19 protein-coding genes are annotated in these 19,936 nt (G+C 52.6%); 13 read left to right on the top strand and 6 right to left on the bottom strand.

Annotation, left to right across the window (positions count from 1 at the left end; translation table 11 throughout):
• Nucleotides 1-151: 151 nt before the first annotated feature.
• Nucleotides 152-1,240 carry a GTPase ObgE gene (obgE, locus tag KIH39_RS00910; protein ID WP_213497401.1) on the top strand — a complete coding sequence of 363 codons (1,089 nt, stop codon included), beginning with the start codon at nucleotides 152-154 and terminating at the stop codon, nucleotides 1,238-1,240.
• Here obgE and KIH39_RS00905 read toward each other — a convergent pair whose 3' ends face one another.
• A complete protein-coding gene (locus tag KIH39_RS00905; protein WP_213497400.1) occupies nucleotides 1,241-4,822 on the bottom strand; it encodes a hypothetical protein in 3,582 nt (1,193 codons plus the stop codon).
• Between the two features lie 241 nt (nucleotides 4,823-5,063).
• Here KIH39_RS00905 and KIH39_RS00900 point away from each other — a divergent pair, with 241 nt between their 5' ends.
• From KIH39_RS00900 to dnaB, 6 genes are all read left to right on the top strand, one after another.
• On the top strand, nucleotides 5,064-5,699 hold the full coding sequence (locus KIH39_RS00900; RefSeq protein ID WP_213497399.1) for a 50S ribosomal protein L25: 636 nt from the start codon (nucleotides 5,064-5,066) through the stop codon (nucleotides 5,697-5,699).
• A 29-nt stretch (nucleotides 5,700-5,728) separates the two neighbouring features.
• Complete coding sequence (gene pth / locus KIH39_RS00895) at nucleotides 5,729-6,400, top strand: aminoacyl-tRNA hydrolase (protein WP_213497398.1); 672 nt, start codon at nucleotides 5,729-5,731, stop codon at nucleotides 6,398-6,400.
• Nucleotides 6,400-6,870, top strand: a complete 471-nt coding sequence (gene rpsF, locus KIH39_RS00890; RefSeq protein ID WP_213497397.1) for a 30S ribosomal protein S6 — start codon at nucleotides 6,400-6,402, stop codon at nucleotides 6,868-6,870. Before pth ends, rpsF begins: the two co-directional genes overlap by 1 nt.
• A 95-nt stretch (nucleotides 6,871-6,965) precedes the next feature.
• Nucleotides 6,966-7,454, top strand: coding sequence for a single-stranded DNA-binding protein (locus KIH39_RS00885; protein ID WP_213497396.1), 489 nt, complete (start codon nucleotides 6,966-6,968; stop codon nucleotides 7,452-7,454).
• Between the two features lie 20 nt (nucleotides 7,455-7,474).
• Entirely contained in the window at nucleotides 7,475-8,032 is a 558-nt protein-coding gene (gene rplI / locus KIH39_RS00880; RefSeq protein ID WP_213497395.1) for a 50S ribosomal protein L9, read from the top strand.
• Nucleotides 8,033-8,081: 49 nt separating this feature from the next.
• Complete coding sequence (gene dnaB / locus KIH39_RS00875) at nucleotides 8,082-9,428, top strand: replicative DNA helicase (RefSeq protein ID WP_213497394.1); 1,347 nt, start codon at nucleotides 8,082-8,084, stop codon at nucleotides 9,426-9,428.
• Between the two features lie 6 nt (nucleotides 9,429-9,434).
• On the opposite strand, the gene scpB is transcribed toward dnaB, so the two are convergent.
• Both scpB and KIH39_RS00865 read right to left on the bottom strand, forming a co-directional pair.
• Complete coding sequence (gene scpB, locus KIH39_RS00870; RefSeq protein WP_213497393.1) at nucleotides 9,435-10,178, bottom strand: SMC-Scp complex subunit ScpB; 744 nt, start codon at nucleotides 10,176-10,178, stop codon at nucleotides 9,435-9,437.
• Nucleotides 10,175-10,612, bottom strand: coding sequence for an SRPBCC domain-containing protein (locus KIH39_RS00865; protein ID WP_213497392.1), 438 nt, complete (start codon nucleotides 10,610-10,612; stop codon nucleotides 10,175-10,177). The genes scpB and KIH39_RS00865 overlap by 4 nt, the downstream gene beginning before the upstream one ends.
• A 28-nt stretch (nucleotides 10,613-10,640) precedes the next feature.
• On the opposite strand from KIH39_RS00865, the gene KIH39_RS00860 reads away from it, so the two are divergent.
• The 4 genes from KIH39_RS00860 (at nucleotide 10,641) to KIH39_RS00845 (ending at nucleotide 14,607) form a co-directional block, all read left to right on the top strand.
• Nucleotides 10,641-12,461 carry a prenyltransferase/squalene oxidase repeat-containing protein gene (locus KIH39_RS00860; protein WP_213497391.1) on the top strand — a complete coding sequence of 607 codons (1,821 nt, stop codon included), beginning with the start codon at nucleotides 10,641-10,643 and terminating at the stop codon, nucleotides 12,459-12,461.
• Between the two features lie 113 nt (nucleotides 12,462-12,574).
• Nucleotides 12,575-13,609 carry a Rieske 2Fe-2S domain-containing protein gene (locus KIH39_RS00855; RefSeq protein WP_213497390.1) on the top strand — a complete coding sequence of 345 codons (1,035 nt, stop codon included), beginning with the start codon at nucleotides 12,575-12,577 and terminating at the stop codon, nucleotides 13,607-13,609.
• 207 nt (nucleotides 13,610-13,816) lie between these two features.
• Entirely contained in the window at nucleotides 13,817-14,314 is a 498-nt protein-coding gene (gene ilvN, locus KIH39_RS00850; protein ID WP_213497389.1) for an acetolactate synthase small subunit, read from the top strand.
• On the top strand, nucleotides 14,311-14,607 hold the full coding sequence (locus tag KIH39_RS00845; protein WP_213497388.1) for a hypothetical protein: 297 nt from the start codon (nucleotides 14,311-14,313) through the stop codon (nucleotides 14,605-14,607). The genes ilvN and KIH39_RS00845 overlap by 4 nt, the downstream gene beginning before the upstream one ends.
• Nucleotides 14,608-14,613: 6 nt before the next feature.
• Here the strand turns inward: KIH39_RS00845 and KIH39_RS00840 are convergent, their stop codons facing one another.
• A complete protein-coding gene (locus KIH39_RS00840; RefSeq protein WP_213497387.1) occupies nucleotides 14,614-15,711 on the bottom strand; it encodes a BBP7 family outer membrane beta-barrel protein in 1,098 nt (365 codons plus the stop codon).
• Between the two features lie 219 nt (nucleotides 15,712-15,930).
• On the opposite strand from KIH39_RS00840, the gene KIH39_RS00835 reads away from it, so the two are divergent.
• Nucleotides 15,931-16,743: a DUF1571 domain-containing protein gene (locus tag KIH39_RS00835; protein WP_213497386.1), complete on the top strand. Its 813-nt coding sequence runs from the start codon at nucleotides 15,931-15,933 to the stop codon at nucleotides 16,741-16,743.
• Nucleotides 16,744-16,809: 66 nt separating this feature from the next.
• Here the strand turns inward: KIH39_RS00835 and KIH39_RS00830 are convergent, their stop codons facing one another.
• Together KIH39_RS00830 and KIH39_RS00825 are read right to left on the bottom strand one after the other, a co-directional pair.
• Nucleotides 16,810-17,667 carry a TIGR03000 domain-containing protein gene (locus KIH39_RS00830; RefSeq protein ID WP_213497385.1) on the bottom strand — a complete coding sequence of 286 codons (858 nt, stop codon included), beginning with the start codon at nucleotides 17,665-17,667 and terminating at the stop codon, nucleotides 16,810-16,812.
• Between the two features lie 42 nt (nucleotides 17,668-17,709).
• On the bottom strand, nucleotides 17,710-18,585 hold the full coding sequence (locus tag KIH39_RS00825; protein ID WP_213497384.1) for a TIGR03000 domain-containing protein: 876 nt from the start codon (nucleotides 18,583-18,585) through the stop codon (nucleotides 17,710-17,712).
• Between the two features lie 453 nt (nucleotides 18,586-19,038).
• Between KIH39_RS00825 and KIH39_RS00820 the strand changes: the two genes are divergently transcribed.
• Entirely contained in the window at nucleotides 19,039-19,926 is an 888-nt protein-coding gene (locus tag KIH39_RS00820; RefSeq protein ID WP_213497383.1) for an alpha/beta hydrolase, read from the top strand.
• Nucleotides 19,927-19,936: the final 10 nt, after the last annotated feature.

The raw sequence follows: 19,936 nt of genomic DNA, 5'->3' as shown, positions 1-19,936 counted from the left end.
GGTATCTCCACAAAAACAACTCTTCCGTCACCGTCAAAGACAGGATCTGAGAGTCGAGTCTCCTCAGAATTTTCGTAGCGCAGCCATCGTTTATTTGGGAAATTGGTTCGACCCGCTACAATTACCTTTTGAATTCTTTGCGAGACTGACCATGTTTGCGGATCGGGTAGAGCTGTTTGTTAAAGCGGGGGACGGGGGACGCGGGATGTGTTCCTTCCGCCGTGAGAAGTACGTCCCCAAGGGGGGACCCGACGGGGGTGATGGAGGCGATGGCGGATCTATCATCGTTCGCGCAATGCCGGACACGGATAATCTGGCACCGCTGATTCACCGCAAGTTCTGGAAAGCACAAAACGGCCAGCCCGGTGGCACTTCGCAGTGTCATGGCAAAATGGCAGACGACATCATAATTCCCGTCCCTCCAGGTACAATCGTCCGCGATCGAGAACGAGGACATATCCTCAAAGATCTCAAAGAAATGGGTGAACAGGTGGTCGTCGCCCAGGCCGGTCGTGGTGGGCGGGGCAACAAAGCTTTCGCCACCTCCACCAACCGAGCCCCGCGAGAATTTCAACCCGGCGGCGAAGGTGAAGAACGCTGGATTGTCCTGGAACTCAAGGTGATTGCTGATGTCGGACTGATCGGTCTACCCAATGCCGGAAAGTCGACACTTTTGTCTCGTTTGTCGCGGGCCATGCCGGAAATCGCCGACTATCCTTTCACCACGAAGTACCCCAATCTGGGCATGGTTAGCGTCGGTGGCGACAATGCGTTTGTGATGGCCGACCTTCCCGGTTTAATCGAGGGAGCCCATACGGGTGTCGGTCTGGGCCACGAATTCTTGAAACACGTCGATCGAACGCGGGTTCTCGTGCACCTGATTGAGCCATTCCCCACCGATGGTGCCGATCCGCTCGATAATTACCGGACCATCCGCAAAGAACTGGAGATGTACAGCCCGGATCTCGGGAAAAAGCGAGAACTCGCGTTCGTTTCGAAAAGCGAACTCCCGGGGAGCGAAGAAGTTGCGAAGCGACTCTCGGCACAGCTGGGATTTGAAGTCAAAAATATCTCCGCGGTCACCGGGCAGGGACTAAATGTGCTCTGTGGCAATGTCGTCAGGGAGTTGGCAGAAGCCAAACTCCGCGAAAAAGAAGAGACTGCCAAAGAAAAACGCTGGGAAGAAATTCCCGCCCAGGAGCGAGCCTGGACGGCCCAGGAACCCAGCGCTCCCAGTTGATTATTTGAGCACTCGCAACAGCGGCTCGAGAATCGTCCGGAAGCTGCCCGAAAGTTGCGCGGTGAGAAGTCCAGCCGCCGGTAAAACATAAGTCATGAAGGAGCCGATCAAACCGGAATCGAACGATAGTTTACCCGGTTGCGTTCGAGAAATCCGGCTTACGACCGTGTCCTTGTTCATCTGAACGAACACATAAACGACCATACCCATCGCCGCGGCAATCAGTGCCAGCAGGCAGTAGAGCAGTAGTTGCTGCGGGTGGAACGGATAGCAGGTAGCCGCTATCAGCAAGAGCGATGAAGAAATGATCACGGTCCAGGCCATGTTGCGAAGCTGCAAAAAATACTGGCTGAGGTAGACCACAAATTGAGTCGCCGTGAATCCCTCCGCTAGGGGCACCCAGGCGGGTTCTCCCTCGGTCGGTTTACTCGCTTTATAATCTTCCATGCCGCCGCCGAACGCTTCATCCACATTCAGATTCGTCCAGCGATCCGACAGGGCATCCATGGCTACCGAGGCCAGTTCGCTCAACTGCGTGCGAATCGTGCGGGCGAGCAATTCCGTATCTCTGCGTTTGCGTCCTTGAGCGAAGTGCGACAGAAAAACCTGTTCCAATCGGGGAGCGCGCTCGACGATCCGCTGTAACGACGCGGGAGCCTGGGGATCATTTTTGATCGCCTCGGCAAGAATTTGCAACTGATGGATCGGCATCTGCAAGTGCGTCAGATGCGGTTTTTGCGTGTAGAGGTACTTTCCGAAAACATCGACAATCTTGTTTGGAATGCGGCCAAACGATCGCATCATGGGAATCATGGCGATGGCGTCCAGCAATCGTTTTACCATCGTCCACAACAGATACAGGTGAACCAAAGAAGAGGCCGCCAGGGCAAATACAACGCAGAATCCAATAAAAAACAGTACATCCCAGATTTTCCCTTCCATCGTATTCAGCGATTGAAAGAAAAGCCCGGTGGCAGTCGAGGCCAGCAGGATGGTTATCAGGACCGTCGCTTTGGTATGGCGGGTGATAAAGTGCGTTTCTGAAATTTCTTTTTTCAACAGACCTTCCAGCCGGTTGGCACGATCGAACCAGTGGTACTTCCCCGGCTCCTCATTTGCAGGTAGGGGAATTGGTATGGCAAATCGCTCCGCCAGATGCCGGCGTTTCAATTGGAAATAAGCCCACATGCTGGTGGCGAGACAGAGGAAAAACAACGGCGTCAGTGGCGACAAGCCGGTTCCCAGATCGACGCAGCGAACGAAGAATAGGGTTCGGTAGGTACTATCCGTGTAATAAGTGAAACGATTCAGATAAGTGAACGTGAATATGAGATATCCTGCAACGATCAGGACGTTCACCAGCAACCAGAAACTCGACTCCAACCAGATGCCAAGCGAAAGGGAAGGTAATCCCTTTCCCAACCGACGGAACGAATGGTAGCCGAGGATCGGGAAAGGGGCGACCATCGCCAGAATCATCATCACGATGCAAAAGGCCGTGACCGATATGAAGGGCACGTCCCAGGGATTGCTCCACTGCGTGGCCTCGGCATGGGTGCCCAAAATTGTCAGCACCGGCGCCAGGAAAATAATTTGCGAACCCAGGATCAAATTACGGTAAACCATCTGAGGCATGGAATTCAGCGTACCGGAATGCGCCAGCGTATAACAGGAAAGCGGCGAAGAGGGCAAAAACCAGGAGCGATATAAAAGAATCAACCAGATTACCATTAAGCAGAAGCCAATGGGAAAGAGCGCTCCCGGATAGCCGAGCGAAATCGGTTTTTCTCGCAACTCCTTGTCCACATTCGGAAACAGCTTCACATAATCCGCTGAATCTTCGTAGTTATTAAACACCTGCAACGGCACCAGATTCCCGCTCGGCGCTACCATGCTGATCCAGATCGGCGGCCGAGAGTTGGCAATATCATTGTTCCCGGCCAATGCGAAGTTCGGCGGACGGTATTCCAGCAGATCGGGATTCAACCCCAACTGCATGAGGGTGGCATTGTAATAGCCTTCGGTTCCCACTGAAGGAAATACTACCCTCTCGCCGCTGTTGGCGTTCGTCCAAAATTGATTCACCGGCAGGAGAGGATAGGTCGAGCCGATGATCACGCCGCGCATGTGAAACCGATAATCCGGATGGCTGAAGAGAACATCCCCGCCCGTCAAAAACACGTGCACATCGGGGCAATATTCCCGAATCAATCTGACCAGAAACAATTTATCTCGGGTATCGGTAGCAACGATACCGACGTACTGACAGCGCATCTTGGAAATGGTGGTCAGGATAGTCGACATGACCTGGGCATTCGCCGCGGAGGTCGTCGAACCGCCTTGCATGGGAATTCCGTCATACTGGTCGGCATTAATCTCATCGAGTAATGAGGGGATCTGAAATTCGTTAGCTTTTAACCCGGTGGCTTCATCCTTTTTGCGAAAAACCTTGAGGAGATCCGCTTTCACCTGCGAGATGTGCATCGGAAACCGAAGGACCAGAATCCCCTGTCCATTCTTGCCAAAACTCGAAAATTGCTTGCCAAAACCGGTATTGGATTCCGTAAGTATGGCGACTTTTCCCGGAATCGTTTTAGGATCGCCATTGTAGATGACCTCCTCGGCCATGGCGCGATCCCGCTTGCTCAAATAATAGAGGATCGAATTCACAGTCAATTTGGTAGGGATGATCGCGGCATCGAAATTCACTTTGCCTTTGGGTCCAATCGATTCGAAATCGGCCTTTCGAAAGGCCGAAGCGTTCCCCGTAATGAAATTGAAGCTGTAATCGGGATTCTTCATGATCATGGCCACCGGGACGTGCACACCGGCCGCCAACCCTTTGGACTGATACCCCTCCCACCAATTCTTCAGGGTCATCTCGATGGAAACTTGCGAACCGGAAAAATAGGGCCCCACCACCCGCACCGGCTTATCGATCGGATGCTCTGAAAAGTTCATCAGCTGCAGAGCATATGTAAAAGCCCTTTTGTGGATGCCACTCAAAGGCGACTCACCGACCAGAAAAACGACCATCAGTCCGGGATTCTTTAGTCCGGCATTGGGATTGGCATTTCTCCGGAAAACGAGGATTCCGGGTTGAGTCTGGTGTACCGGCAGTTTTCCATCACTGTCTGGCTTGGCGGGCAGTTTGGCATTTTTTCGATCCAACTCCCAGGGGAGCCAGACGCGATCCAGAGAATAACCGTTTTTCTTCTCGATCGCGCGTTGAGTCGCGTCGATCAACTGATCGAAGACGAATCCAAACGCGGAATCGATCGGATCAGGCACGGTAACAATCATGAATTCTTTGTCGAATCCATGCAGTTGGTCTTTAAGAACATCCTGGGCTGAAGGCATCTCCAATTGCGATGTGTGAAATTCGATTAGGGGACGTACAGGATTATTGTCTATCCAGCCGATAGGATCGGAGTTTGCAACATCTTTTTTGTCTGCACTTTTGGTCGCGGCGGGCGAATTTATGGAGTTCATCGCCGGTGTGCCGACCGCGAACATACCCAATATGCCGGAAAGCACGATCCAGGGGAGCGGCGGGCTCGATTTTTTTTCGCTATCAGCCACGGTATTCCATTACAAGTTGACAAGCATCGGTTCCAAACCGGGGTTTCCGTAACCATGGTAGAGCAAACTCCCCCTGTCTGGCAATGCAGATTTGGTTCGTTATTTTTTTGCGTTCTGCCGTTGCCACCCTCGGTTCTATTCCCATAATATCTGTTCCTATAAATTTGACCTAAAACGTGCGGCCTGCTTTTCAGAGCCGTGCTAGTGCGATATTGTCCAGCGAAAGACGGAGCAGACGGTCATGTCCGAGAGTATGGTTTTAAAGGTTGAGCCCCGTAAGGAACTGGGAGGTCGCGCTGCGGCTCGTCTCAGAAAACAGGGGTTGATTCCGGGCGTGATCTACGGCCACAAGGAAGTTACTGAATCTGTGACGGTGAATCTCACCGATTTGCAGACCGTCCTTCGCCATCACAGCCGGACGCTGGATATCGAGGAAAAGGGCAAAAAGGAAACAGTGCTGATTCAAGAAATCCAGCACGATCACCTGGGTAAAGCCATCCTGCATATCGACTTCCGCCGGATTTCGGCAGACGAGTCGGTGACGGTGGTAGTGCCCGTGGAACTGCGAGGCATCGCACCGGGAACGAGCGCAGGCGTATTGGATCAGCCGTTACACACTCTGCATGTGAAGTGCCCGGCTCTGAAGGTTCCGGAAGTCATTCGCGTCACTATCGATAAACTGCAATTGGGTCAGGCCATTCACGTCAAGGAATTGGTCCTCCCCGAAGGTGTGACTGTGCTTGAAGATAAGGACGCCGTGGTGGTTCAGGTGAAGTTGCACAAGGTGGAGGCCGCTACTAGCACTCTGCCGGGTGAAGGCACTGCTGAACCGGAAGTCATCACAGCTAAGAAGAAGGTGGATGAGACCGAGGAGTAATTTCCTTCGTCCTCCAGTCGGTTCGGGTCATGAAAGTGGTCGTCGGGCTTGGAAATCCGGGTTCGAAATTTTCTGGCACCCGCCACAATATTGGGTTTGAGGTCATCGATTATCTGGCCAAGTCTCCTTTGGCCGGGAGTTTCAGAGCGAAGTTCGAGTCGCAAATAGCCGACTCCACCGAGGGCGGTCAGCAACTCCTTCTGGTTAAGCCTGAAACTTTCATGAACCTCAGTGGCCAGGCCGTTAAGCAGATCAAAGAGTTCTACAAGCTGGAACTTACTGATCTGATGATTATTTGCGATGATATCGCGCTGCCCATCGGGAAGTTGCGGATCAAAGCCAAAGGCTCTCACGGTGGGCAAAACGGGCTTCGAAACATAGAAGCTCACCTGGGAACCAATGGATTCAACCGGTTGAGGATTGGTGTCGGTGATACCGGTGGAATCGATGCAGCTGCCTACGTTCTTTCCCGATTCAAATCGGGCGAGCGACAGCAGGTAGAGGACGCAGTCTCCGATGCGGCCCGGGCGGTTTTAGTTTGGGCGGCCGAAGGAATTGATGTCTGCATGAATCGCTTCAACGGCGACCCTCAGACTACGAAGAAAGTTAAGAAGGCTGAAGACCAGCCTTCCAGCAAAACGGATAAAAAACTTGAACCGGGCGAATCCAAAGCTCGGCCGAATGCGACAGGAAACGAGTGATGCCAGTTAACAGCTACGAATGCATGTTTATTCTCGATTCAACCAAGACCGCCACCGGTATGGAAGATGTGAAGTCCCAATTGCATGTGACTCTCGAGAAATATGGTGCTCAGATTCTCGCAAGCCGACCCTGGTCGGAAAAGAACGAAGGTAAGCTCGACAGCCGACTCGCTTACCCGGTGAAAGGCCACAAAAAAGGCACTTATTATCTGGCTTACTTCAAGGCCGATGCCGCTAAACTCCATGAAATCGAACATGATTTCCGACTGAACGAAACCATCCTTCGCCACATGGTTTTGAACGTAGACCCCAAGTGGGAAACCGAGTTGCTGGCCGTGGCTCAGGATGAACATCGCTCCTCGCTGCAATCGCTGCGGGAAGATGCCAACGTCGACGCTGCTCTTGAAGGCATCGACATGGGTGGAATGGGCGGCGGCCGCCGTGATCGCGACCGACGAGATAAAGATTGATCTGCAACTGACATAGGCGTTACGGAAGTCGCCCTTAAAATGGGTAATAACCCATTTTTGAAATCCTAATGGATACTGATCCCGGAGCCTAAAACATGGCCAGATTTAACAAAGTCATCCTGGTCGGTCGATTGACGCGTGAACCGGAGTGCCGGACCTTCTCGACCGGCGGCAAAGTGGCCAAGTTCGGTTTTGCAGTAAGTAATCGCAAGAAGAATACCCAGACCGGCCAGTGGGAAGACGAGCCGATGTTCATCGATTGCGAAGCCTTCAATCGGGGCGAATACGGCAAACTGGCGGATACCATCGAAAAATTCTGCCACAAGGGTTCGCAGATTTTAGTCGATGGTCGACTTCATCTCGATACCTGGGATGATAAAACGAGCGGGCAAAAGCGACAGAAGCATAAGATTGTCGTCGAAGAAATTCAATTGCTCGATGCTCGCCAGGATGGCCCGGGTGGTGGTAGTGCTGGAGGCCGTTCGAGCGGTTACAGCGGCGGTTCAGTGGATAATTACGATGACTCCGGTCCTGGTGCTTCCCCCGCCTCGGGAGGGCACGGATCAGATGATATTCCTTTTTAATGCAGAGAGTGACTGAGATCATGGCAAAAGATAAAGGTCCCAAAACCCTGCCCCAACCCAAGAAGAAGATCCGGGTCCGCAATCAGGTTCGCAAAGGTACTCACGGCGGCGTTCAACTCGTCCTCGTCGAAGACGTTGCATTCCTGGGCAAACAGGGGGCACTGGTCGAAGTCAAACCCGGCTACGCACGCAACTACCTGCTCCCCAACAGCATGGCTGTGATTCCTTCCGAACACAACCTCCGCCGCTTGGAACGCTACAAGATTCGCGTTCAGCAGGCTCGCGAAGCCAAGGTCGCCGACCTGAAGTCACTGGCCGAGCAGATTAATCGCCAGGCCCGCATCACCATCGACGCGATCTCCAACGAAGAAGGTCACCTCTTCGGTTCGGTAGGCCCCGTGGAAATTTCCAAGGCGCTCAAGGGCAAGAATCTGATGGTCGAGCCCGATATGGTCAAGATGGAAACCCATATCAAGGAATGCGGTATCTACCCCGAAGTGAAACTCAGCCTCGGCTTCGAGATCGAAACCAAGATCGAAGTGGCTGTGATTCCGCAGACTTCCTCGACCAAGCGATAATTCGTTTTGAATCGCCCTGTTTTTTCTCTCGCCGGTGGAGTAAATCCCCATGTCTTTAGACCGGCTTCCTCCCCAAAATCGCGATGCCGAGCGTTCCGTGCTCGGCAGTGTTCTGCGCGATAACGACGTCATCAACGACATCGTGAAAATCATTCTCGATCCGGAATATTTCTACTTCGATTATCACCAGAAGATCTACCGGGCCATGCTGGAAATCGACAAGATTTCCTCCCCGATCGATCTTGTAATTCTCGCCGAAAAGTTGAAACAACTGCAGTGGATCGAAGACATCGGCGGTTATTCGTATCTGGCCGAACTCTGGGATGCCGCCCCCACAGCTGGTAACGCGTTATATTACGCTGAAATCGTTAAAGAGAAGGCTCTGGTCCGAGCCTTGATTCACGTCAACACGGACATCCTGAAGGAAGCCTACGATCCCGTCCAGCCGGCGGATGAACTCCTGGGGATGGCTGAGCGGCGAATTCTCGAAATCGCCGAGCGAGGTGTTACCAGCGACACGGCTACCCTTCAGGAAGCCTTGCGAGATGCGTTCCATCGCATGGATGCCCGCAAATCGGGCGACCACGCGGATCTGAGTGGCGTCCGAACCGGCTTCGTCGATCTGGACAACTTAATCGTTGGTTTTCAAAGAAACGAATTGATCATTCTCGCGGCTCGTCCCTCGGTCGGTAAGACAGCTTTCGCACTCAACTTCATCCGACACATCATCGTCGAAGAGGGGCTTCCGGTCTACTTCGTCAGTCTCGAGCAGGCCAAAATCGAATTGGCCGAACGTCTTTTGGTCGCGCAATCGCAGGTCGATAGTCACAAGCTACGACGAGGCATGCTTGGTCCCGACGATGTTCAGCGCATTCTCGACGCCGGCAATGTACTCAATAGGGCCCCCCTATTCATCGACGACAACCCTTCGCAGAATATGCTGCGAATTACCGCGAATGCCCGCCGACTGAAGAAACGCCACGATATCAAAATGGTGGTGATCGATTATTTACAGTTGATCGAACCTGAAAGTCGGCGGGATCCTCGGCAGGAGCAGGTAGCGCAGATATCTCGACGATTGAAGTTCCTGGCGCGAGAACTGCAATTACCGGTGGTCGCTTTGGCGCAGGTCAACCGAGCTTCGGAAGATCGCCAGGACCATCGGCCGCGATTGTCCGATCTTCGAGAATCGGGTTCCATCGAGCAGGATGCCGACACCGTGATGATGCTGCATCGCCCCGGCAAATTCGGCGGCGATGAACAGCAGGAAGATAACACGATTGAAGTGATTGTCGCCAAGCAGCGTAACGGCCCGACCGGCGAAGTAAAACTTGCATACGTCAAACAGTATATGCGTTTCGAGAATCACGCCTTCACGGATACCGGGGGCTATTAGGCTCGCTCAACGGCGCTCGGGCTCGCCCATTTTGGGAAGGTCATCCAGCGAGCGCAGCCCGAACATATCCAAGAATTTGGCCGTGGTGGAGAATATCGCCGATCTTTGTCCTTCTGCCACTTTATTCAAAGAAGATACCAGGCCAAATTTCATCAGTTGCCGAAGTATCATCCCGGTTTCCATTCCCCGAATTCGATCGATATCCGATTTCTCCACAGGTTGCCTGTAAGCGATCAGCGACAGAATCTCGAGGGCAGGCTGAGGAAGTTGCAATTCGCGGTTCTGTTCGTTCAGCTTCTGTTCTACTTCCTTGAACTGGGGCAGCAACTCCATGCGATAGCCTGTCTTGCGGGGGACAATCCGATAGGGCCGATACTGCTTTTCGTAGAGACGATTGAGCTGAGCGATCTCTTCGAGCACAGTCGGCGGCGAGATACCGCGAATCACTTCGCAAATCGCCTCAATTTCCAGCGGTTGATCGGCCACGAAAAGGAGGGCTTCCAGAATTTGCCGGGGCGTAGGAGGTATCTCCTCTTCTGGTGGCAACCAGGATTTACTTTTAGCGGCCGGAATAGGTAAAATATCAATCGGTACAGGTAATTCCGGGACTTCTACTTCTTCGATTTTTCCCTGGAGGAGAGCTTCCGAGTTATCCAGGGACCACTCTTTTTGGCCGATTACTGTGGCGAAGGTTTCGCCGAGCTTTCTCGTGGCCGAATTCGGATCGTCATCGGGAAGAGGTTCGTTCACGCTAGTTTCGATTCCACTTCCAGCCATATGTCTTCGATAGCTTTCTGCATTGCTACACGCAGCATCGATTTCGGGACCATCCGAAGTAGTCCGGTCGCCTCGGGCAATTCCGCAGTCCAATCGATGGCAAACCCCGAATCGAGTGGCCGGAATTTCAAATCAACCACTGCCCGCGCGGAAAAACCACTGCCCTGAATTTTCTGTACCAAATTCAATTTTTCGAACGGTTGCTTTTGTAACACATTGAGAGTGCCCTCGACAATCCCAGAGACGATTCCCAAACTGGGTCTAGCCTTAAAAGTGGCGGCGTTCTCGTCCGCCGAATACTCGAGTAGCGGCCCGATGCAGGTCAGCAAAAATGCCGGCGATGAGAGTTTCTCGAATGCTTCCGGCAACATGCCTTTGAGCGAGCGGTTTCCTTCCAGTGTGATCATGCGGAAATTATATTCTTAAGATGCCTATATGGATACTGAAAGAATCGAGCGTGCTTATCGACAAGTCCGGGACGCCCTGCTCTTCGAGCGACTCCCAGAAGGCTATTGGGTGGGGGAACTCTCTTCTTCCGCTCTTTCCACGGCCACGGCCGTTGCGGCCTTGGCTCTGATCGACCGTCGAAACACCCAGACAGTGCATCGAGACTTGATTGCTCGGGGAATACGCTGGTTGGTCGATGACCAGAACGAAGACGGCGGTTGGGGAGATACCGACAGATCTTTCAGCAATATCTCTACAACCATGCTCTGCCGGGCGGCGTTTCACATCTGTGGCGAAGCAGATTCGCAACGCCCGACACTGAATCGTTGTGAATTCTGGTTAAATGAGAATTACGGTTCTACACCCGAAGAGTTGGCAGAGGCCATTCGAAGGCGATATGGAAAAGATCGAACTTTTGCCGTTCCGATTCTGACGATGTGTGCACTGGCAGGCCTGGTGAACTGGGATGAGATTCCCCGACTCCCTTTCGAACTCGCCTGCCTGCCCCAGAGTTGGTACCGTTTTGCCCGGCTGCCTGTCGTAAGCTACGCCCTCCCTGCGCTAATCGCCATCGGTCAGGTCGTCCACCATCATCGCCGCAAATGGAATCCTCTGACTACTTCGCTCCGTTGGCTGGCTCGCCGGCCCAGCCTGAAAGTTCTGCGAAAGATTCAACCTTCCACGGGAGGTTACCTCGAAGCGACGCCGCTGACAAGTTTTGTGGTCATGAGTCTGGCGGTCTTGCGGGGCAACAAGAATGCCCAACAGGTTATGGAGGAAGGCGTTCGGTTCATCGAACGCTCGGTTCGAACCGATGGCAGCTGGGCCATCGATTCCAATCTTAGCGTGTGGGTGACGACTCTAACTGTGAACGCACTGGATCGAGCAAAGGATCTCAAAAGCCTCCCCGAGAAACAAAAACTGATGGAATGGCTTCTGGCCCAGCAGTCCAAAAGTCGACATCCTTTCACAGGGGCTGACCCGGGAGGCTGGGGTTGGTCGCATCTGGCTGGGAGCGTTCCCGATTGTGATGACACTCCCGGGGCAAAATTAGCCCTGCAAGCACTCCTGAATGTCTCCCAGGGGGAAATTCCGGAATCGCTCGGCCGGGAAGTCGTGCAGAGCGTGGAACTATCAGAAAAATGGATCGAGGGACTTCAGAATCGTGATGGAGGCTGGCCCACTTTCTGTCGGGGTTGGGGTAAATTACCCTTCGATCGCAGCGGGTGCGATTTAACTGCCCATGTCTTGCGAAATCCATTCTGGTGGAACACTCGGATGAGTCGACCGCCAACGGAATCTTCGGTATTGGAAAACAAGTCCTTTCGCAGAGGATTCGATTATCTGAAATTGCAGCAGAGTTATGAGGGCTCCTGGCTTCCCCTTTGGTTTGGCAATCAGCATACAGAAGACGAATCGAATCCGGTCTACGGCACCGCCAGGGTGCTGGCCGCTTATCAATCGCTTGACGCCGTTACTGAGGAAATCGAGCTGGGACTGAACTTTTTGATCAAAAATCAGAACCCGGATGGCGGCTGGGGAGGAGCGATAGGAACTCCGTCGAGTATTGAAGAAACTGCCCTCGTCGTAGAGATTTTTGCCGTCTGGAGTCGCGATTTCGTCCACCTGATGGAGCCACTCGAAAAAGGGGTGGACTATCTCTGCTCTCAAGTCGAAAAAGGTGGCTACCTATATGCCACCCCCATTGGTTTCTATTTCGCGAAACTTTGGTATTACGAGAAACTCTATCCCATGATATTCGCTACTGCGGCGTTGGGGGCGGCACTGCGTTTGCCGAAATCCTCTTGATAATATGCGGAGTATGGGCAATTTATTCTAAAGGAATAAGCTTGTAATAACGGACTACTGGACGAGATTCGTAAGCCAGGAGGAAGTGAAATTCAAGCTGCAGGAGAAATTTCATGGGGATGCTCGATCATTGGCACCCGATGTTGCCCGCCAAGAAATTGCGACGCAAGCCCGTGGGTGTGAAACTGGCGGGCGTTCCGATTGCGCTATTTCGAACGGCGAGCGGAAAAATAGGGGCTTTAAATGATATTTGCCCGCATCGTCGCATGAAACTGAGTCAGGGTGAAGTTGTCGGTGAAAAGCTGATGTGCCGGTACCATGGCTGGACATTCGGATGTGATGGCCAGGGGGAAAGCCCAGGTACGCCAAAACTTCAGGCGTGCGCTTCCAATTTCGAAGCTCGCGAAGCGAACGGAATGATCTGGGTCAAATCGAAAGAATCTAATCCGAAATTCCCGGAAATTTCGATGCCGGGTTGGTTCCACATGTGCACCTTGGAGCACACGATTCACGCCCCGCTGGAAGTTTCGATGGATAACTTCTGCGAGATCGAGCACACGCCGACAACGCACGACGTTTTCGGCTACGAACTCGATCGCATGCGGGATGTGACTGTCCGTTTTGAACAAACAGAGAATACCGTTCGCGTCATCAATCAGGGCCCCCCCAAACGCCTGGGCAGGCTTCTCAATGTACTGGTTGGGATAAAAAAAGGCTGGGTGTTCAACGACGATTGGACCACCCACTTTTCGCCTTTGTATACCATCTACGATCACTGGTGGAGCGACCCCAAGGATCCGACGAAGAAGAGCAAAGTGCAGTGGCGATTGTTCATGTTCTACACTCCGGTCGATGAGAATCTGACTCGGGTGACGACCTGGTCTTACGCCAAGTCCTTCTGGCCACTGCCCATTCACGGCGGCATCTGGCCGTTCCGCGGTGTGATGCGAAAAAAGCTCGACTATGAAATGAAACTCGATGTGGATATCGTGAACAATCTCGCCAGCCACGATGTGAATTTGGAAGGTATGAAGTTGAGCAGGTTCGACAAAGCCCTGGCGTTGAACCGCGAACGAATCAATAAAGTTTATCGTGGTGGAACCGAACAGGCAAAGAGTTCCCGCACCGAACTCCAGTTGGCGGAATAAAAATCGAGTCGATACCCGGCAAATGGATTAACTGCCCGCCAGTTAACTTACAAAACGTCGCCCTGAAGAAACTTTTCTTCATTTACCGAACCTTTCTCGTCTGGCGGAAATCTTCCCCTCAAGCCCGCCTGCCGTTCGAAGGCATTCGACTCGCCTTAGAGGATGACATTTATATCATTTCAGAAACGGGAAAAGGAATTGCAAAGAATGCGTCACATTTTGTCCGCACTGGTTCAGAATCAACCGGGTGTACTGGCCCATATTTCGGGAATGCTTGCTTCCCGGGGTTACAACATCGACAGTATGGCCGTCGGTGAAACGGAAACGCACGATCTGTCGAGAATGACCTTCGTCATCCGCGGCGACGATAATGTCCTCGAACAGGTTCGCAAGCAACTGGACAAGATTGTCACCGTCGTTAAAGTTGTCGACATCTCCTCAGAGGAGCATGTCGAGCGCGACTTGATGCTGATTAAAGTGAAATCGAGTGCTCAGCAGCGCTCGGAAATCTCCCTGCTCGTCGAGATGTTTCGCGGCCGGGTGGTCGACATCACCCACGATACGCTGATGATCGAGATCAGCGGGCAGGAATCGAAAATCAACGCCTTTATCGAGATGATGCGCCCTTACGGCATTTATGAACTGGCACGAACGGGCCGCATTGCACTGGCTCGTGGGAACTCTGTTGGGAAAGAATCGGAATGAGCACTGAAGTCAAACTTCCAACGAAGAAACTGGATCCCGATCAGGCCGAGTTGTTGACATCCCTAAAAGCGGGCCAGCAAATCGAAGTGGTCCAAACGGTGCGAGTCGGTTCCCGCCAGTGGCAGACGCACGTCAAGGGAACTTTTCGCCAGCTGAACTATCTGGCTACGGGACTGGCGACGCAGCGTGTTCCCGAAGACGATATCGTGGTTCCCATGCTGCATTTCGTTAAAGAAAACGGCGAATACTCCAGCATCGCTATCGATGAGAACAGCGTCGTTCGAAAATTGTAAGCCCTGCTAGAATCGAGCTTCAAAGCCCAATTCGATTCCCTGCATCCAGAAGTCGGTCGTGGGTTTAGTATCGCCCTGCAATGTTCGCTCGATATAGGTACGTGGTCGAGCAACCTCACTGGCGTAAGTGAATTGGTATCCGACGTACGCCCGACAATAATCCGTTAACTGACAACCCAACTTCAAACCGGCTTCTGGTACAGCCACAAAATGAGCGTGGCTGCTGCGTAGTCCTGTGTTCCGGACGATGGGTGAGTTCAGGTTCTGAAAATCGAGTGTTTCGATGTTTTCTCCAAGCCCGATCTTAGCCGTAACATCGAGGTACCACATTCCGCGACGCCATTCCCCGATCCAGCCAATTTGGGCCAGGTGCAGATCATTATCCGCCTTCGCCGATCCCAAAGAACTGACTGGAATTGGCAGCATGTCGGTTCCAGAGAACGCCGAAGTGTAAGTTTCGCCCAAATGCAAGTATCGATAGCCGACGAGCAAGTCGTACCGGCGATCATCTTCGCAGAAGAGATTTTTTCTCCAGTTCGCTTCGCCGCCGTTAAGATTCAACCGGTCGCTCTGAAGCAGGAATACTTGCCTACCCACAGGAGTCGTTAGGGAAGTGTTCGATTCGCCGAGAAAGAATAGCGTGCCATCGAGTCCGCCGGTCTGACAGCGATCGAGAAACAGACCCATGTTAATTCGCAGGCCGGGTTGAAAATTCTGTTCGGTTCCGGTCGCTCCGTTCGCGTCCGGCCAGCGTTCTTTCTGAATGATGCCATACAAATATTCGGCCGAGATCCAGGAAGATCCGAGTGGCAGGCAAGGACAAGGCGGTTGGCGGACTCCCGGGTTGGCGTCGGGCAGATAAAACCGATTGCGGTCGAAGTTCTTCAGGTCGGGAGCGTTCGGATTGGTAATCGCAGGCGTGGCCGGGGTAGAATCCGGCGTTCGAACTGGAGGGAGCAATGTCGGCAACTGATCGGGCGACTGCAAAAACTCGGTGTACGATCCCTGTTGAAGAGAATTAATTGGGATGGGTTCCTGAGCAGAAACGAGCTGCGGAACGAGCAGACTGGCTACGATACTCGTGCAGATTACTCTCCATTGCATCGCCACGTCCTTGAGTGGAAGAGTTCGACCAGGCGCAATATCCGACGTTTCGCTTCCTAAATTATCGGAATTTCCCCACCTGCAACTGAAGACACAATAAATAACGACCCGATAAGCCTGGAAAGCTGCCGAATCTGCGCAGGGAGCATTCACTTGCCTCAACTTGCTAAAACATTTACATTGACAGATCATTCGAAATCCCTGCCAGGAATCGGCTGGATGAAAAGACTGTTATTATTGCTCCCTATATGCCTGTGTTTCGCGCCTCGGAATGAGTCGGAAGCCCTCGGTCTGCCGAGCGCGAACGGGATCGTTGCACTCACACCCGACATGGCTGGCCGCCCCTCGCCCGAACAGTTCGAGAGACTCGTTCAGACCGACATCGTGCGCGCGCTGGCGGCGGGGCTAGCCCGTTACCGCGCGGAAGTTCAGGATTACACCTGCGTGATGACCAAACAGGAACGGCTGGGCGGCAAAGTTCGGCCTGTGGAAATCATCCGCTGTGCTTATCGCGAAAAACCCTATAGCGTGCTCATGAAGTGGGAAGCCGGCGATTCTAAAGCCATCTCCAGCCTCTTTGTACAGGGCGAAAATAACGACGAACTGATCGTCCTCCCTAAACTTCTGGGGTTTATCAAGAAGACCGTCTCCCGCTCTCCGTCGCATCCCGATGTGAAGGATGCTTCCCGCTACTCGGTCTTCGAGTTCGGCATCGCCAAGGGGCAGGAGCGAACTTACGCGGCCTGGAAAGCCGCTCAGCAGGCCGGCTTATTGAATGTGGAATTCCTTGGCGAGCGACCGATTCCCGAACTTGAAAACCGACCCTGCTATGTCATTCATCGTATGGTGAATCCGCCGGAAGAAGATGGCATGACCGATCTGACGATCTACATCGACAAAGAAACCTGGTTACAGACCGGTTCCATACTGACGGCGAATGGCAATCTGATCGGCTCTTACTTTTTCAATGATGTGAAAACGAATCAGAAACTCGGAAAAGACGATTTCAAACCCGAAGTCCTGAAGAAGTAAGCAAACGAGCTGCGCAGAACCGAGAAGTGTTACCGACCCCGCGATATCGGGGCCGGCAGGATTTGGCTACTTGGCCGGCACTTCCCAGAGATGAATCGTATATTCATCGCCGTCTTTGCCCTGAACGGTAACGGTCTTATCGGGTTTCCAGCCGCCTAACAGAAAGCGGTGGGAGACAACACGGGCTCCGGGCTTCAGGGTCTTACGGAGCACCGGCTCCAATCGAGCTCCCAAATCATCACCGATGTATAGCATCACCACGCTGGCGTCCGACATGTCTTTCACATCCAGAATATCGCCCTGGCGAATTTCGATCTTATCCTTCAAGCCTTCCTTTTCGACGCGTTCCTTAGCCTGCTTGACAATATCTTCCTTCAGTTCGATGCCGACACCTCGCTTTGCCCCCATCACCTTAACCGATCGGATCAACATGATGCCGTCGCCACAGCCGAGATCGTATACCACGTCGTCTTTAGTCACTTTGGCGATCTTGGCCATCTCATCGACGATATCGTCCGGCGTGGGAACCCAGCGAACCTCGATCTTGTCGACCGCTTTATCTTCCTTGGTCATGTCGATGGTCAGATCTTCGCCAGCTTTGAAAGTGACCTTCCGGGGACGGCGGATCTTGGTGTAGTTGTTGGGAACGATCAATGCTTCGATCAGATACTCGTATTTTTTGCCGGCTTCCAGAGCGGGAGTTTTAAATTCGCGAACGTCACCGGTGGTGCGAAGTTTCTTTCCGTCGATACTCAGTTCCACATCGGCGTTCGGCGGCACGATCACCTGGATCTTGCTGACCTTCATTTCCGCCTTGGTCGGCGGATCGGGCGGTGAGGGTGGAGCCTTTTTATCCTGCGCCGAGATCCCGGAAGAACATAAAAACACCAGTGGGAAGACCAGTAATGCGACGTACCGACTCATGATAATTTCTCGATGAAGTAAAATGCGGGCGATCGTACGGGATTATTTTTTCTTTTCGGGAACGATCCACAGGTGGAGATTGTATTCATCGCCGTCCTTACCGGTGACGGTGATTGATTTATCCGCTTTCCATTTCGCCATGACGAATCGATGCGAGACTATCCGGCTGCCGGGTTTGAGCTTTTCAAACAGCGGCTGCAGTTGATCCATCATGTAATCGGACATGTAGATCATCACCACGTTGGCATCGTCGAGCGGCTTGAGCTTCAGAATATCCCCTTCGCGGATTTCGATCTTATCGGCGATACCGTCGTCCTTGGCCGCTTTCTTGGCATCCTTGATGCGATCGGGATCGATATCGACACCTATGCCCTTCTTAGCCCCGAATTTCTTGACGGCCGTACGGATGGTGATGGCATCGCCACAGCCTAAATCGTAAACCACATCGTCTTTGCCGATCTTGGCAAGCTTGGCCATTTCTTCGCAGATATCATCTGGAGTGGGGACCCAACGGATTTTGACATCTTCCTCATCGGTCGGAAGTTTCGTGCGCAGATCGACCAGGACATCGTCGCCCGCTTTGAATTCAATTTCCCGATTGCGAGTAATTTTGGTGTAATTATTGGGTTCGATGAGAGCAGAGAACTTGTAGGAATATTTTTTGGTGGGATCGAGTTTCGGGGTGACGAACTCGCGGACATCCCCGGTGGAGCGGGTTAATTGGCCATCGATTCGCAATTCCACTGAAGCATCGGGCGAGACCAACACTTTGATTTTGGCTTCTTTACCGGCTTCGGTTTTCTGCTCGGTTTTCGGAGCATCTTTCTTTGCTTGTTCCGTTTTCTTGGGATCTTGTGCGGTGGCCAGGCCGAGGAAACCGAACGCGGCCAGGCAGAGCATGCCGATACGCCATTTCATTGGAAATTCTCCGCAGGAGCCTTGTATTACGATTACGAGCATTTTGGCAGTTGACGGGGGATTTGTCCATTACCCTTTTTGAACTCGCTCGAAAAGTCGCATCGGGAATTTATAGCCCCTTACCTCTCCCGCGATGGATTTCATCTATTTTTAATCTTGAGGTGTCAGTCGTTCCCCTAGAGAGGTCATCAGATCATCATTTTTTAGATAGTAGGAAATGCGATTTTGATGACCTTTAAGTTGAATTCCCGAATATTTTCAAACACTTCTTTAGCGGAATCAGCCAGTACGATACCCCTATTCCTGGCAGTAAATTATCTCAAGAATCCCCTCCAAATTCCATCCAGGTTTTGCTTTTGGATCCAGCGGGGAGTCTCGATTTTCCTCGAATTTTCCACAAGATTTTCGAAAGTGCTCTAATAATGAATTGTCTCCTAAATTCGAGGTGAGTCGATGTCCCGTTATCTGATAACTTGCTGTGCGTTAGCTCTGTTAAATGCCTTTTGTTCCGCACAAGAATCCAGTCCGAAAGCTAACGCTTCCGGCCGCGAAGCCAAATCGGAAAAGAATCTGGCTTACGGTGATCACGAACGCGAAAAACTGGACCTTTTCCTTCCCCCCGCCAGCGCTAAGCCGACCCCCCTCGTGATCTGGGTGCATGGCGGCGGTTGGGAAGCAGGAAGCAAGGAAGGCAATAATCCCGTAAACCCTCTACTGAAAGAAGGTTATGCGGTCGCCTGCATCAACTACCGCTATAGCAAGCAGGCCGTTTTCCCGGCCCAGATCGAGGATTGCAAGGCCGCGGTTCGCTATCTTCGCGGCAACGCCACGAAATTCAATCTCGACAAGGATCATTTCGGGGCGATCGGAGCTTCCGCTGGCGGACACCTGGTGGCCTTGCTGGGAACCACAGGAGATGTGAAGGAACTGGAAGGCAAAGTCGGCAAGTTTCCCAAAGAGTCCTCACGCGTTCAGGCGGTTATCGATTGGTTCGGTCCGACCGATCTCGAGGCACTGACTTCTCCGCTTCTGAGTAACGACAATCCGATTAGCCGGTTACTCGGCGGATCGGTGAAGGAAAAAAAAGATCTGGCCCGATTGGCCAACCCGATTTCTCACATCACAAAAGATGATGCTCCATTTCTGATTCTGCACGGCGACCAGGACCCTTTGGTTCCCGTCAGCCAGAGCGAACTTCTCTACAAAGCCCTAAAAAGAGGGGGAGTGCCCGCAGAGTTGGTAGTGGTACCTGGTGTCGGTCATGACGCACGTGTTCTGACGCCGGAGAATTCGCGTAAGTCGAAAGAGTTCTTCGACAAGTATCTTAAGGTGAGCAAATAGTTAACCCGAG

The sequence above is a fragment of the Telmatocola sphagniphila genome (assembly GCF_018398935.1).
Lineage (GTDB): Bacteria > Planctomycetota > Planctomycetia > Gemmatales > Gemmataceae > Telmatocola > Telmatocola sphagniphila.
Note: the sequence above shows the minus strand (reverse complement) of the source record. Positions and strands in the feature narration are given on the sequence as shown.

Coding starts and splice junctions, on each gene's coding strand:
- obgE (WP_213497401.1), top strand. CDS start 152: ATGTTTGCGGATCGGGTAGAGCTGTTTGTTAAAGCGGGGGACGGGGGA.
- KIH39_RS00900 (WP_213497399.1), top strand. CDS start 5,064: ATGTCCGAGAGTATGGTTTTAAAGGTTGAGCCCCGTAAGGAACTGGGA.
- pth (WP_213497398.1), top strand. CDS start 5,729: ATGAAAGTGGTCGTCGGGCTTGGAAATCCGGGTTCGAAATTTTCTGGC.
- rpsF (WP_213497397.1), top strand. CDS start 6,400: ATGCCAGTTAACAGCTACGAATGCATGTTTATTCTCGATTCAACCAAG.
- KIH39_RS00885 (WP_213497396.1), top strand. CDS start 6,966: ATGGCCAGATTTAACAAAGTCATCCTGGTCGGTCGATTGACGCGTGAA.
- rplI (WP_213497395.1), top strand. CDS start 7,475: ATGGCAAAAGATAAAGGTCCCAAAACCCTGCCCCAACCCAAGAAGAAG.
- dnaB (WP_213497394.1), top strand. CDS start 8,082: ATGTCTTTAGACCGGCTTCCTCCCCAAAATCGCGATGCCGAGCGTTCC.
- KIH39_RS00865 (WP_213497392.1), bottom strand. CDS start 10,612: ATGATCACACTGGAAGGAAACCGCTCGCTCAAAGGCATGTTGCCGGAA.
- KIH39_RS00860 (WP_213497391.1), top strand. CDS start 10,641: ATGGATACTGAAAGAATCGAGCGTGCTTATCGACAAGTCCGGGACGCC.
- KIH39_RS00855 (WP_213497390.1), top strand. CDS start 12,575: ATGGGGATGCTCGATCATTGGCACCCGATGTTGCCCGCCAAGAAATTG.
- ilvN (WP_213497389.1), top strand. CDS start 13,817: ATGCGTCACATTTTGTCCGCACTGGTTCAGAATCAACCGGGTGTACTG.
- KIH39_RS00845 (WP_213497388.1), top strand. CDS start 14,311: ATGAGCACTGAAGTCAAACTTCCAACGAAGAAACTGGATCCCGATCAG.
- KIH39_RS00840 (WP_213497387.1), bottom strand. CDS start 15,711: ATGCAATGGAGAGTAATCTGCACGAGTATCGTAGCCAGTCTGCTCGTT.
- KIH39_RS00835 (WP_213497386.1), top strand. CDS start 15,931: ATGAAAAGACTGTTATTATTGCTCCCTATATGCCTGTGTTTCGCGCCT.
- KIH39_RS00830 (WP_213497385.1), bottom strand. CDS start 17,667: ATGAGTCGGTACGTCGCATTACTGGTCTTCCCACTGGTGTTTTTATGT.
- KIH39_RS00825 (WP_213497384.1), bottom strand. CDS start 18,585: ATGAAATGGCGTATCGGCATGCTCTGCCTGGCCGCGTTCGGTTTCCTC.
- KIH39_RS00820 (WP_213497383.1), top strand. CDS start 19,039: ATGTCCCGTTATCTGATAACTTGCTGTGCGTTAGCTCTGTTAAATGCC.